Here is a 13,305-nt window from a genome sequence, read left to right as displayed (position 1 = left end):
GGGCATATGACAACCGCAAAGGACCGGCTGCAGATCTCAGAACTCGTGCCGGTAAGAGACCCCGAGCTTCTGCTCCTCGCCGAAATCATTGTCGATGTAAGATCCGAAGAGCGCCACCGTGTCGTTCTCGCCAAGGTGATACGACAGCCCCGCGCCCAGCGAGATACCCTGAAAATCATCCGATCCGCGGGTGTAGATGCCGCCCGAGAGGAACGTGAGCCGCTCGTTGAACGGGCGGATCCCGAAGAGGCCCACGTAGCCGCTGTTGTTGCTGACGTCGACGTTGAACGTCTCTTGCAACTCGACGCTGGTCACCGCCACTTCCCCCTCGCTGTAGGTGTAGCCGAAGGGCGAGAACAGCTGCCACTTTCCGGTCTTGAGCCCCATGGCGGTCAGCGGCACGAAGCCACCCAGCGAATAGCGTGTCTGCACCGAGCCATTGTCGAACTCATTCTCCGACGCCGAGAAGGTCAGAATGGCGAAGGAAAAGAGATAGGAGGCACCGATCGACCATTGCCCGCTCTCCGACACCCGCGCGTTCAGCTTGGTCACCGGCCCGAAGGCCAGCGAGCCTGAGATCGACAGCTCATCAGAATAAGAGACCCCGGCCTTGGTGGCGATCTTCGTGGGGTCTTCGGGGTTCTTTTCCTGCTGCGCCAGCGCGGGCGCTGCGAGGCTGAGCGAAAGCAGGCAGGCACAAAGCCCCGCGCGATATCGGCTGGTTGGAAAATCCAAGGCGCTGTCCTTTTGAAATATGTTCAAAAATACCGCGCCAGCCCGCTGCAGACGTTGAAAAGGCCGTGACGCTCAACCCCATAGTATACGCGCGAATTTTTGCGGCAAGCACCAGTTTTAGGAGAGTAGCCCACCGCGCGCGCCACCGCTTACAGGCCGGATGGAGGCCGGTTGCAGGCCGGAGAGACAAAAGAAAACCGGCCGACGCAGAAGCGCCGACCGGTCGGTCTTTGTCAGGTGAGGCTTCGGATCAGCCGTCGATGCGGATCTTGGCGTTGGTGGGATCGTAGGGGCTGTCTTCGGTCACCTCGGCGTCCCAAAGCTTGCCCTGCATTTTCACCTTGAGCTTGGTGCCCGCAACCGCCTGCTCGGGCTTCACATAGCCCATGCCGATCGACTTGCCGAAGGCCACCGAATAGCCGCCCGAGGTCAGACGCCCGACGCGGGTCTCGCCGTCGAACAGCGCCTCGCGGCCCCACGGATCGGCGTCTTCCGGCCCGTCGATCAGGACGGTGACGCATTTCGAGCGCACGCCCGTCGCTTCCATCGCGGCCTTGCCGGCGAAGTCTTTCGACAGGTCGATGAAGCGCGGCAGGTCCGCCTCCATCGGGGTGGCGTCGCGGCCAAGCTCATGGCCATAGGCGCGGTAGCTCTTCTCCTGACGCAGCCAGTTCTGCGCGCGGGTGCCGACCGGCTTCAGCCCGTGCTTCTCGCCTGCGGCCATCAGCTGATCCCACAGGTAGAGGCCCATCTCCACCGGCACGTGCAGCTCCCAGCCAAGCTCGCCGGTATAGGCGACGCGGATGGCGCGGACCGGGCACATGCCCAGCTCGATATTGCGCATCGACAGCCACGGGAAGCGCTTGTTGCTGAGCACGGTTTCCGGCTCGGCATCGCGCACCAGCTCGTTCAGCAGATCGCGCGACTTGGGGCCTGCGACGGCATAGACCGCCCATTGCGTGGTCACGTCCTGAATGTGGAAGTAGCCCTGATCGAAGCCGAAGTCCTCGGCAGCCTTGAGCAGAAAATCCTCATCATAGGCGTGCAGCGCACCGGCGCTGACGAGGTAGTACTCATCCTCGGCCAGACGCACGATGGTGTATTCGGTGCGGGTCGTGCCCTTGACCGACAGCGCGTAGGTCAGGTTGATCCGCCCCACCTTGGGCAGCTTGTTGCAGGTCAGGTGATCGAGGAAGGCGGTGGCGCCGGGGCCCTTGACCACATGCTTGGCAAAGGCGCTGGCGTCGATGATGCCGACACCTTCGCGGATCGCCTTGGCCTCTTCCATGGCGTATTGCCACCAGCCGCCGCGACGGAAGCTGCGGGCGTCATGGTCGAAATTGTCATCGGCGTCGAGCGGACCGTAGTAGTTCGGACGCTCCCAGCCGTTGACGCAGCCGAACTGCGCGCCAAGCGCCTTCTGCCGCTCGTAGGCGGGGGCGGTGCGCAGCGGACGGGCGCGCGGACGCTCTTCGTCGGGGTGGTGCAGGATGTAGACGTGCTCGTAGGCTTCCTCGTTCTTGGCCACGGCGTAGTCGGTCGTCATCCAGTCCTGACCGTAGCGCTTGGGATCGAGGCTGCCCATGTCGATCTCGGCCTCGCCCTCGGTCATCAGCTGCGCAAGGTAATAGCCCGCGCCGCCCGCGGCGGTGATGCCGAACGAGAAACCCTCGGCCAGCCACATGTTGCGCAGGCCGGGTGCCGGGCCGATCAGCGGGTTGCCGTCGGGCGTATAGCAGATCGGGCCGTTGAAATCGTCCTTCAGGCCCACCGTCTCGGAGGTCGGGATGCGGTGGATCATGCTCATGTACTCTTCCTCGATCCGCTCGAGATCGAGCGGGAAGAGGTCGGCACGGAAGCTGTCGGGAACGCCGTATTTGAAGCAGGCCGGGGCGCCAAGCTCATAGGGGCCGAGGATCCAGCCGCCGCGCTCTTCGCGCACGTACCATTTGGCGTCGGCATCGCGCAGCACCGGGTGCTCGGGGTTGCCCGCCTTGCGGTATTCGACCAGCGCCGGATCGGGCTCGGTGACGATGAACTGGTGCTCGACCGGAATCGCGGGGGTCTTGATGCCCAGCAGCTTGGCAGTGCGCTGCGCGTGGTTGCCGGTGGCGGTCACCACATGCTCGGCCTTGATCACCACGGTCTCGTCGGTGGAGATGAGGTTACCCCCCTTCTCGGCGGTCTTGGTGACGGTCACCTCCCAGTGATCGCCCTTCCACTCGTAGCCGTCGACCTGCCACTTGCGTTCGATCATCACGCCGCGCTGACGCGCGCCCTTGGCCATCGCCATGGTGACGTCTGCGGGGTTAATGTAACCGTCGGTCGGGTGATAGAGCGCGCCCAGCAGGTCGTCGGTGTTGACCAGCGGCCAGCGCTCCTTGATCTGCGCGGGGGTCATGAACTCATAGGGCACGCCGCAGGTGTCCGCGGTGGTCGCATAGAGCTCGTATTCGTCCATCCGCGCCTGCGTCTGGGCCATGCGCAGGTTGCCGACCACCGAGAAACCGGCGTTCAGCCCGGTCTCTTCCTCGAGCGTCTTGTAGAACTTGATCGAGTAGTCGTGGATATGCGTGGTGGCATAGCTCATGTTGAAATAGGGCAGCAGGCCAGCGGCGTGCCACGTCGAGCCCGAGGTCAGCTCGTCGCGTTCGAGCAGCATCACGTCGGACCAGCCCGCCTTGGCGAGATGGTAGGCAATCGAGGTTCCGACGGCACCGCCGCCAACCACCAGGGCTTTCACGTCTGTCTTCATTTATCCGCATCTCCCGCAGGCATTTGCCGGATCCATAGCGGGCGATGCTGCAGCGCCGAAGGATCGCCCCGACTTTCCATGGTTGGAAAGCGACATGCGGTGCGAAGGGGGCGCTGCCCCCTCGGCGCGGCGCGCCTCACCCCCGGGATATTTTCGCCAAGAGGAAGGGAACTTTCCCGTCATCTCCTTAGTTTGGGGGCTGTTACCGCCTTTGCCGGCAGCCCGGAGCGATGTTTTCAAACCGCCCGATTCCCGGGCAGCCGCCCTGCACACGCGATTTCACGCGCATTTGCGTAAGGGGGGGGCTTTTTTGCTCGCCCGTCCGGCCTTATAAGACCCCGGCCTTCGCTCGCTGGGAGTCGAGGGCCAAAATGCGTATTTCTGGGGCGGGACTACTTAATGTTTGGACTGGACAGACTCATGGGCGCCTTCTCGGCGGACATGGCCATCGACCTCGGCACGGCGAACACGCTGGTCTACGTGAAAGGTCGCGGGATCATTCTGTCCGAGCCGTCGGTTGTGGCCTATCACGTCAAGGACGGCGTCAAGAAGGTGCTGGCCGTTGGCGAGGATGCAAAGCTGATGCTGGGGCGCACCCCCGGCTCGATCGAAGCGATCCGGCCGATGCGCGAAGGCGTCATCGCGGACTTCGACACAGCGGAAGAGATGATCAAGCATTTCATCCGCAAGGTGCACAAGCGCTCGACCTTCTCGAAGCCGAAGATCATCGTCTGCGTGCCGCATGGCGCCACGCCGGTGGAAAAGCGGGCGATCCGTCAGTCGGTGCTGAGCGCCGGTGCGCGCAAGGCCGGGCTGATTGCCGAGCCGATCGCCGCGGCCATCGGTGCGGGCATGCCGATCACCGATCCGACCGGCAACATGGTCGTCGACATCGGCGGCGGCACCACCGAGGTGGCGGTTCTGTCGCTGGGCGACATCGTCTATGCGCGCTCGATCCGCGTCGGCGGCGACCGTATGGACGAGGCCATCGTCAACTATCTGCGCCGTCAGCAGAACCTTCTGGTGGGCGAAGCCACCGCCGAGCGGATCAAGACCTCGATCGGCACCGCGCGCATGCCCGACGACGGGCGTGGCAGCTCGATGCAGATCCGTGGTCGCGACCTGCTGAACGGCGTGCCGAAGGAAACCGAGATCAGCCAGGCCCAGGTGGCCGAGGCGCTGGCCGAGCCGGTGCAGGCGATCTGCGAAGCGGTGATGTCGGCGCTTGAGGCGACCCCGCCGGATCTGGCGGCGGATATCGTCGACCGCGGCGTCATGCTCACCGGCGGCGGCGCGCTGCTGGGTGATCTCGATCTGGCGCTGCGCGAGCAGACCGGCCTTGCCGTGTCCATCGCCGAAGAGAGCCTGAACTGCGTGGCACTCGGCACCGGCAAGGCGCTCGAGTACGAAAAGCAGCTGCAGCACGCGATCGATTACGACAGCTGATCCCTTTGCGGACGGCTGCGACTGCGGCAGAAATATTGGAGGGCGCGCGGCACGGCTATGCGCCCTCCTCCGCAGCCTGTAGGACACAGGCTCCGAAGGCGGCTCCAAGGCACGCTCCGGCGTGAAGAACATGGCGAAGAACGGCAGCAATGGCGAAGACTATTCCGGCCCGCTGAAGCGCCTGCTTCTGGCGGTTCTGATCCTGTGCCTTGCGGGGCTGTTCATCCTGTGGCGGATCGACAGCCCGCGGGTCGAACGTTTTCGCGCGCAGGTGATCGACACGGTGATGCCGGGCTTCGACTGGGCGATGGCGCCGGTGACCGGCGCGGTGAAGATCCTCCGCGACTTCCAATCCTACCAGCGCATCCACGAGCAAAATCAGGAACTTCGGCGCGAATTGCGCCAGATGACCGCGTGGAAAGAGGCGGCGCTGCAGCTCGAGCAGCAGAACGCCAAGCTGCGCGACCTGAACAACGTCCAGCTTGATCCCCGTCTGACCTATATCACAGGCGTTGTGCTGGCCGACAGCGGCTCGCCGTTCCGGCAGTCGGTGCTGATCAACGTGGGCTCGCGCGATGGCATCGTCGATGGCTGGGCCACGATGGACGGCATCGGGCTTGTCGGGCGCATCTCGGGCGTCGGCAATAACACCGCGCGGGTGATCCTGCTCACCGACGCCACCAGCCGCATCCCGGCGACGATCCAGCCTTCGGGTCAACGCGCCATGGTGGTCGGCGACAACAGCGCCAACCCGCCGATCGACTTTCTCGAGAACCCCGATCTGGTGAAGCCCGGCGACCGTATCGTCACCTCGGGTGACGGCGAGGTCTTTCCGCCGGGCATCCTGATCGGTCAGGTGGCGCAGGATCCGGGCGGACGTCTGCGGGTCCGGCTCGCCGCCGACTACGAGCGGCTGGAGTTCCTGCGGGTGCTGCGCGACCATGGTGCACGCCGGGTGAATGCCCCCTCGGGGCTGATCCTGCCCGAGCATCCACCCGAAAGCCGCGCCCCCGAGGCCGAGACCGATCCCACCGTGCCGCCGCTCAGCGACGCGCAGGAGGACGGGGCGGAGGCCGGAAATGGCTGAAAGCAGCCGCCCGGCCAAGGTCTGGATGATGCGCGCCACCTTCGTGGCACTGGCTTTTGCGCTGATCTTCTACCACCTGCTGCCGCTTGACCTCATGCCCGCAAGCTATGCCGGTCCCGACGTGCTGACCGCCCTGTGCTTTGCATGGGCGCTGCGCCGACCCGACTATGTGCCCGCGCTGCTGGTGGCGGCGGTGATGCTGCTGGCCGATCTTCTGTTCCAGCGCCCGCCCGGCCTCTGGGCGCTGCTGGTGCTGATGGCCACGGAGTTTCTGAAGTCCCGTGACCGCCCGCGCCGCGAAACCACCTTCTTGCAGGAGTGGATCGCCGTGGCGGTGGTGCTTGCGGTCATCACGATCCTGTTCCGGCTGGCGCTGGCCCTCTTGATCGTGCCCGAGGGAACGTCTTTCCTAGCGCTCATGCGATACGCCATGACGGTGATCTGCTATCCTTTGATCGTCCTGCTGTCGCAGGGGCTGTTCGGCGTCCGCCGCATGGCGCCGGGCGATTTCGACCACGCGGGGAGGCCGATGTGAAACGCACCCAGAAGGACAGCGCCGACAGCTGGCGCAGGATTTCGCGCCGCGCGCTGCTACTGGGCGGCGCGCAGCTTGGCTTTGCCGGGATGCTCGGGCTGCGGATGCACCACATGCAGGTCGATCAGGCCGATGAGTTCCGCCTGCTGGCCGAAGAAAACCGGATCAACATCCGCCTGATCCCGCCGAGCCGGGGCCGCATCTTCGACCGCAAGGGAAAGGTCGTCGCCGAGAACACGCCGACCTACCGCATCACCATCGTCCGCGAGGATGCCGGCGACGTCGAGGATGTGATCGCCAAGCTCTCGGCACTGGTCGAGCTGGACGAGGACGAGCTTAACCGCGCGCTGGCCGAGATGCGCCGCTCGGCGCCCTTCCTGCCGATAACCATCGCCGACCGCGTGAGTTGGGAAGCGATCAGCCGCGTCGCGGTCAATGCCCCCGCCCTGCCCGGCGTCACGCCCGAGGTCGGCCTTTCGCGCTTCTATCCGCAGCACGGCAACTTCGCCCATGTGGTCGGCTACGTCGGCCCGGTGTCCGAGCGCGATCTTGCGAAATACGAAGACCCCGAGCCGGTGCTGCGCATCCCACGCTTCCAGATCGGCAAGGTCGGGGTCGAGTCGAAATACGAGGAACAGCTGCGCGGCAAGGCCGGTGCCAAGCGCGTCGAAGTGAACGCCGTGGGCCGCGTCATGCGCGAGCTTGACCGCCGCGAGGGTGACAGCGGCGCCGACATCCAGCTGACCATCGACGCCGATCTGCAGGACTATGTGCAGGCCCGTCTGGGGCATGAATCCGCCTCCTGCGTGGTCATGGACGTGGAAAAGGGCGACCTGCTGGCGATCGCCTCGGCCCCCTCTTACGATCCCAATAAGTTCGTGCGCGGCATCTCGGTGGGCGACTATTCGATCCTGCGCGAGAACGATCACCGCCCGCTGGCGTCGAAAACCGTGCAGGATGCCTATCCGCCCGGCTCGACCTTCAAGATGGTCACCGCGCTGGCGGCGCTCGAGGCTGGCGTGCTCTCGCCCGACGATACGGTCTGGTGCCCGGGTCACATGGAGGTCGGCTCGCGCCGGTTCCACTGCTGGAAGCGCCGCGGCCACGGCCACCTGAACCTTGAACAGGCGCTGCAGCAAAGCTGCGACGTGTTCTTCTACGACGTGGCGATGAAGGTCGGCATCGACCGTATAGCCGATGTCGGGCGGCGGCTGGGCCTTGGCGCCTCGCCGGATGTGCCCATGTCAGCGGTCACCTCGGGCATCATGCCCGACAAGGACTGGAAGCAGCGCGAGCGCGGCAAGGGCTGGCTGATCGGCGATACGGTCAACGCCTCGATCGGACAGGGTTTCGTGCTGACCTCGCCGCTGCAGCTGGCGATCATGACCGCCCGTATCTCGAGCGGGCGCGAGATCCACCCGCGGCTGGTGAAAACCATCGACGGGGTCGAGACCGAGGTGGTCGGCGGGCAGGATCTCGACATCAACCCCAACCACCTGCGCTGGGTGCGCAAGGGCATGTCGTCGGTGATGAACACCTCCCGCGGCACCGGCTACCGCTCGCGCTCTGTGGCCGAGGGCTACGAGCTCGCGGGCAAGTCGGGCACGGCACAGGTGCGCAACCGCGTGGTCAGCAACGAGGATGTGCCATGGATCGAGCGCGACCACGCGCTCTTCGTGGGCTACGGGCCGGTGAACGCCCCGCGCATCGCGGTCTCGGTGGTTGTGGAGCACGGCGGCGGCGGCTCTTCCGCAGGCGCGCCGATCATGCGCGATGTGGCGCTGCAGGCGCTCTATGGCGGCACGCCGCCGCTCGACGCCTACCCGTCTTCGGACCATGACAAGATCAAGGAACTGCAGGAACGGCTCGACCGCGAGCGCCGGGAACGCGCGGAACAGGTCCGGGGGCGCGCGTGAGCTATCTCGAATATAACGTCAAGACCACGCCCACGGGCTGGCGCAAGATCCTTTACATCAACTGGCCGCTGGTGATCCTGCTGACCGCCGTGGCCTGCGTCGGTTTCCTGATGCTCTACTCGGTGGCGGGCGGACGGCTCGACACATGGGCCGAGCCGCAGATGAAGCGCTTTGGTCTCGGCCTCGCAGCAATGTTCATCGTCGCGATGGTGCCGATCTGGCTCTGGCGCAACCTGTCGGTGCTGGCCTACCTCGGCTCGCTGGCGCTGCTCGTGGCGGTGGAACTTTTCGGCACTGTGGGCATGGGTGCGCAGCGCTGGATCGACATCGGCTTCATGCGGCTGCAGCCCTCCGAGCTGATGAAAATCTCGCTGGTGATGGTGCTGGCGGCCTATTACGACTGGCTGCCGCTGAAGAAGACCTCGCGCCCGCTCTGGGTGTTCTTGCCAATCCTGCTGATCCTCGCACCGACCGGGCTGACGCTGATCCAGCCCGACCTCGGCACCGCGCTGCTGCTGATGATCGGCGGCGGTCTGATCATGTTCCTCGCCGGGGTACATTGGGCCTATTTCGCGGTGGTGATCGCCGCGGGCGTGGGCACGATCTACACGGTCTTTGAATCGCGCGGCACCGACTGGCAGCTGCTCAAGGACTATCAGTTCAAGCGCATCGACACGTTCCTCGATCCTTCGACCGATCCGCTTGGTGCGGGCTATCACATCACGCAGGCCAAGATCGCCATGGGCTCTGGCGGCTGGACCGGGCGCGGCTTCATGCAGGGCACCCAGTCGCGGCTGAACTTCCTGCCCGAAAAGCACACCGACTTTATCTTCAACACGCTGGCCGAAGAGTTCGGCTTTGTCGGGGGGATGTCGCTGCTGACGCTCTACGTGCTGATCCTGCTGTTCTGCATCTTTGCCGCGCTGCGCAACCGCGACCGCTTCTCCTCGCTGCTGACGCTGGGCATCGGGCTGACCTTCTTCCTCTATTTCGCGGTCAACATGTCGATGGTCATGGGCCTCGCGCCGGTGGTTGGCGTGCCGCTGCCGATGGTCAGCTATGGCGGCTCGGCGATGCTGGTGTTGATGATCGCCTTCGGACTGGTACAGAGTGCCTGTATCCATCGGCCTCGCTGAGAACTATCAAGGACTTCCATGACCACCACCATCCTCTTCGCCGCCCCGGAAGACGCCTGGGACGCCTATCGCGCGCCGCTAACCGAGGCGCTGGACGCCACCGGGATCGACTATCGCCTCGCCCGCGACATTCCCGCCGAAGAGGTCGATTACGTGGTCTATGCGCCCTCCTCGGGCCTGACGGACTTCACGCCCTTTCCGCGCCTCAAGGCGGTGCTGAGCCTCTGGGCCGGGGTCGAAAAGATCGTCGGCAACCCCAAGCTCACCGTGCCGCTGGCGCGCATGGTCGATGACGAGGGGCTGACGCAGGGCATGGTGGAATATGTCAGCGGTCATGTGCTGCGCCACCACCTTGGGATGGATGCGCATATCGTGAACCCGGCGCATGCCTGGGTGAACAAGGCGCCGCCGCTGGCGCGCGAGCGTCCCGTCACGGTGCTGGGCCTTGGCATGCTGGGCCGCGCCTGCGCCCGGCAACTGGCGCAGATCGGCTTTCCGGTCACCGGCTGGAGCCGCACCCCGCGCGAGATCGAAGGCCTGCGCTGCCTGTCGGGCTCCGAGGGGCTGAGCGAGGCACTGGCCGGCGCACAGATCGTCGTCACGCTGCTGCCCTTCACCCCGCAGACCGAGAACACGCTGGGGGCCACAGAGCTTGCGCAGCTGGCCGAGGGGGCCTGCATCGTCAACCCCGGCCGCGGCCAGCTGATCGACGACGAGGCCCTGCTGGCGGCGCTGGACAGCGGCCATCTGGGCCACGCCACGCTCGATGTGTTCCGGATCGAGCCGCTGCCGCAGGACCATCCGTTCTGGGATCATCCCAAGGTCACCATTACGCCGCATATCGCCGCCGAGACGCGCGCGGACTCGGCGGCGCGGGTCATTGCCGAGAACGTGCGGCGCGGCGTCACGGGCGAGCCCTTGCTGCATCTTGTGGACCGGGACGCGGGATACTGATAAGGCGCGGCGCATCTGAACTGGAGATGCTGCCGCCATGCCCCTGCCCGAGACCTTTGATCGCTCGCTGAAGATCGCCCCGTCCATCCTGTCCGCCGATTTCGCCAACTTCGGCGCCGAGATCCGCGCCGTCGAGGCGCAGGGCGCCGACTGGATCCATGTCGACGTGATGGACGGGCATTTCGTCCCCAACCTCACCTTCGGCCCGCCGCTGGTCAAAGCGATCCGCCCGCATATCTCGACGGTGATGGATGTGCACCTGATGATCGCGCCGGTGGACCCCTATATCGAAGCCTTCGCCGACGCCGGTGCCGACATCATCACCGCGCATCTCGAAGCGGGCGCACACACCCACCGCACGCTTCAGGCGATCCGCGCCACCGGCGCCAAGGCGGGCCTCGCGCTCAACCCCGGCACGCCTGTCGAGGCTGCCGCGCCGCTGCTTGATCTGTGTGATCTCGTCTGCTTGATGACAGTGAACCCCGGCTTCGGCGGGCAGAAGTTCATTCACAGCCAGGTGGCACAGGTGCGCAAACTGCGCGAAATGATCGGCGATCGCGAGATCCACATCGAGATCGACGGCGGTGTCGATCCCACCACCGCCCCGCTGGTGTTCGAAGCCGGTGCCGACGTGCTCGTCGCAGGCTCTGCCGTGTTCCGCGGCGGCTCGGTCGAGAACCCCGCGCCCTACGGCGAAAACATCCGCGCCATCCGCGCCAGCGTCGGCGCCTGAGCCGTCTTGTGTAAATCCGGATCAAGTTTGCGCCAAATGCCGCTCAAGATCCGGCGGCCCGGCAGCAACAGAGATATGAAGGGCGCCCTTTGAGGCGCCCTTCCCATTGAAAAATAACGAGGAAAGCCGACCTGACACTCGTTCTGCGGTCCTGGAGCGAGCACCCGGGCCGGGTCCAGTGCGTCAAGCGACCGCGACAACAAGCAGATTTCAATGACTGGCCTGAAATTCGCGCAGCCGCCCTCAACATTGCTTCGCTCATTTGGAGCTCCAGGTCGCATCGCACCGGCAGTCTGCGCAGCCTGCTTTGCCAGAGGATATGCGCGGCGCCCTGCACCGCGTCGGCGCCCTGAGAGAGACGCCCCATTGGTGACGAGAAGTCTCACAAAGATAGTGGCTCAGGGCGTGGTGTAGGAAGCCGCGGGCGGAACCTTAGGCGACGCTGGCGGTCACCGTCGATCTTCGGAGAAGGTTTGGGTTGCGACACCTGAACCCTGAGACGGAGATGACGATGACCGACGACAGAATGGCTCTGATCGAGTTGGTTGAGAAGCAGGCCGATTGCGACCTCGTGCGTGAGATGTTGGCCTTTGCCGCCGAGCGCATCATGGAAGCCGAGATCGAGGCGCGGACGGGGGCGGCCAAGGGCGTTCGCTCGCCGGTGCGGGAGGCCCAGCGGAACGGATACCGCGACCGGGACTGGGATACGCGCGCCGGTCGGATCGCGCTGGAGATCCCCAAGCTGCGCAAGGGCAGTTACTTCCCCAGTTTCCTGGAGCCGCGCCGGACGGCAGAGAAGGCGCTCGTCACGGTGATCCAAGAGGCCTACGTCCACGGTATCTCGACGCGCTCTGTCGATGATCTGGTGAAGGCCATGGGTGCAGGCGGGATGTCGAAAAGCCAGGTCAGCCGTCTATGCATGGAGATCGACGAGCGGGTCGACGCCTTCCTGACCCGGCCGCTGGAAGGCGCGTGGCCCTACCTCTGGCTCGATGCGACCTACCTCAAGGTCCGGGAAGGCGGGCGGATCATCAGCAAGGCGGTGATACTCGCGGAGGCGGTCAACGACGATGGCAAGCGCGAAGTGCTGGGCGTCGCAACCGGGCCATCCGAAGCCGAAACCTTCTGGACCGAGTTCCTGCGGTCATTGGCTGATCGTGGCCTGCGGGGGGTGAAACTCGTGATCGCTGACGATCACAAAGGGCTCCGGGCGGCCGCGCGGCGCGTCTTCAATGCCACCCACCAGCGCTGCCGCATTCATTGGATGCGCAATGCCCTGGCACATGCTCCAGCCAAGCAGCGCGCGGCGGTCGCCGCCATGCTGAAGACGATCTTCGCGCAGGAGACCAAGTCTGACGCCGAGGCGCAATGGGAGGTCGTGGCCGAGGCCCTGCGCGAGAAGCAACCCAAGCTCGGGACCCTGATGGATGCCTCGCGCGACGATGTGCTGGCCTACATGTCGTTCCCACGCGAGCACTGGACCCAGATCGCTTCTACCAATCCGCTGGAAAGGGTGAACCGAGAGGTGAAACGGCGCGCCGATGTCATTGGGATCTTCCCCACTGATGCTGCCATCGTCCACCTGGTCGGCGCCCTGATGCTGGAGACCAACGACGAATGGGCCGTGGCGCGCCGACATATGAGCCTTGAAACCCTGGCCCGCGTCACGGACAATCCCACAGTCAGGTTGTGCGCCGTGGCTACCTGAAAGACCCTGACCTCTCAGAAGGTCGGCGCTCCTACACCAGACGCTCGAACACTATCAAAAAATTGGAAAGGTGTCCATCATCGGGCGGAGCCAAGCTGGTAAAACGACACTAAAGAATTGCCTTAACTTCAATATCGAGAAAACCGTTCCCACCGAGGACTTAGAAGCCACCGTTATTGCCCTGCCCACGGCACCGGTAAAGTTTGTTGCAATTCTGGATGGCGACGGAACCAAATATCGAAAGCAACTAGGCTCAGGATGCATTGATTTCGCGGGAACAGCATGATTCACGGCTTTGAA

General features: G+C 64.8%; 11 protein-coding genes. 9 read left to right on the top strand and 2 right to left on the bottom strand.

Features of this window, described 5'->3' with window-relative positions; all coding sequences use genetic code 11:
• Positions 1-36: 36 nt before the first annotated feature.
• On the bottom strand, positions 37-735 hold the full coding sequence (locus G0A00_RS15060) for a hypothetical protein (RefSeq protein ID WP_164182726.1): 699 nt from the start codon (positions 733-735) through the stop codon (positions 37-39).
• 250 nt (positions 736-985) lie between these two features.
• A complete protein-coding gene (locus tag G0A00_RS15055) occupies positions 986-3,490 on the bottom strand; it encodes an FAD-dependent oxidoreductase (RefSeq protein WP_164182727.1) in 2,505 nt (834 codons plus the stop codon).
• Between the two features lie 399 nt (positions 3,491-3,889).
• Here G0A00_RS15055 and G0A00_RS15050 point away from each other — a divergent pair, with 399 nt between their 5' ends.
• The 9 genes from G0A00_RS15050 (at position 3,890) to G0A00_RS15010 (ending at position 13,291) form a co-directional block, all read left to right on the top strand.
• The gene (locus tag G0A00_RS15050; RefSeq protein WP_066101739.1) at positions 3,890-4,936 is read left to right on the top strand and encodes a rod shape-determining protein; all 1,047 of its coding nucleotides are present in this window, start codon (positions 3,890-3,892) and stop codon (positions 4,934-4,936) included.
• A 130-nt stretch (positions 4,937-5,066) separates the two neighbouring features.
• Entirely contained in the window at positions 5,067-6,023 is a 957-nt protein-coding gene (gene mreC / locus G0A00_RS15045) for a rod shape-determining protein MreC (RefSeq protein WP_164182729.1), read from the top strand.
• A complete protein-coding gene (locus tag G0A00_RS15040; protein WP_164182731.1) occupies positions 6,016-6,558 on the top strand; it encodes a rod shape-determining protein MreD in 543 nt (180 codons plus the stop codon). The genes mreC and G0A00_RS15040 overlap by 8 nt, the downstream gene beginning before the upstream one ends.
• Entirely contained in the window at positions 6,555-8,474 is a 1,920-nt protein-coding gene (mrdA, locus tag G0A00_RS15035; RefSeq protein ID WP_164182733.1) for a penicillin-binding protein 2, read from the top strand. The genes G0A00_RS15040 and mrdA overlap by 4 nt, the downstream gene beginning before the upstream one ends.
• A complete protein-coding gene (rodA, locus tag G0A00_RS15030) occupies positions 8,471-9,610 on the top strand; it encodes a rod shape-determining protein RodA (RefSeq protein WP_164182735.1) in 1,140 nt (379 codons plus the stop codon). The genes mrdA and rodA overlap by 4 nt, the downstream gene beginning before the upstream one ends.
• 18 nt (positions 9,611-9,628) lie before the next feature.
• Positions 9,629-10,564 (top strand): glyoxylate/hydroxypyruvate reductase A, encoded by a 936-nt coding sequence (locus G0A00_RS15025; RefSeq protein WP_164182737.1) that lies wholly within the window; start codon positions 9,629-9,631, stop codon positions 10,562-10,564.
• Positions 10,565-10,601: 37 nt separating this feature from the next.
• Positions 10,602-11,297 (top strand): ribulose-phosphate 3-epimerase, encoded by a 696-nt coding sequence (rpe, locus tag G0A00_RS15020; RefSeq protein WP_164182739.1) that lies wholly within the window; start codon positions 10,602-10,604, stop codon positions 11,295-11,297.
• Between the two features lie 511 nt (positions 11,298-11,808).
• On the top strand, positions 11,809-13,005 hold the full coding sequence (locus G0A00_RS15015) for an IS256 family transposase (protein WP_164182741.1): 1,197 nt from the start codon (positions 11,809-11,811) through the stop codon (positions 13,003-13,005).
• Between the two features lie 70 nt (positions 13,006-13,075).
• Positions 13,076-13,291 carry a hypothetical protein gene (locus G0A00_RS15010; protein ID WP_164182744.1) on the top strand — a complete coding sequence of 72 codons (216 nt, stop codon included), beginning with the start codon at positions 13,076-13,078 and terminating at the stop codon, positions 13,289-13,291.
• The last annotated feature ends 14 nt before the right edge of the window (positions 13,292-13,305 follow it).

This window comes from Salipiger sp. PrR002, from assembly GCF_010500775.1.
GTDB lineage: Bacteria > Pseudomonadota > Alphaproteobacteria > Rhodobacterales > Rhodobacteraceae > Salipiger.
The sequence above is the reverse complement of the archived record's forward strand: the minus strand, read 5'-3'. Positions and strand labels throughout refer to the sequence as shown.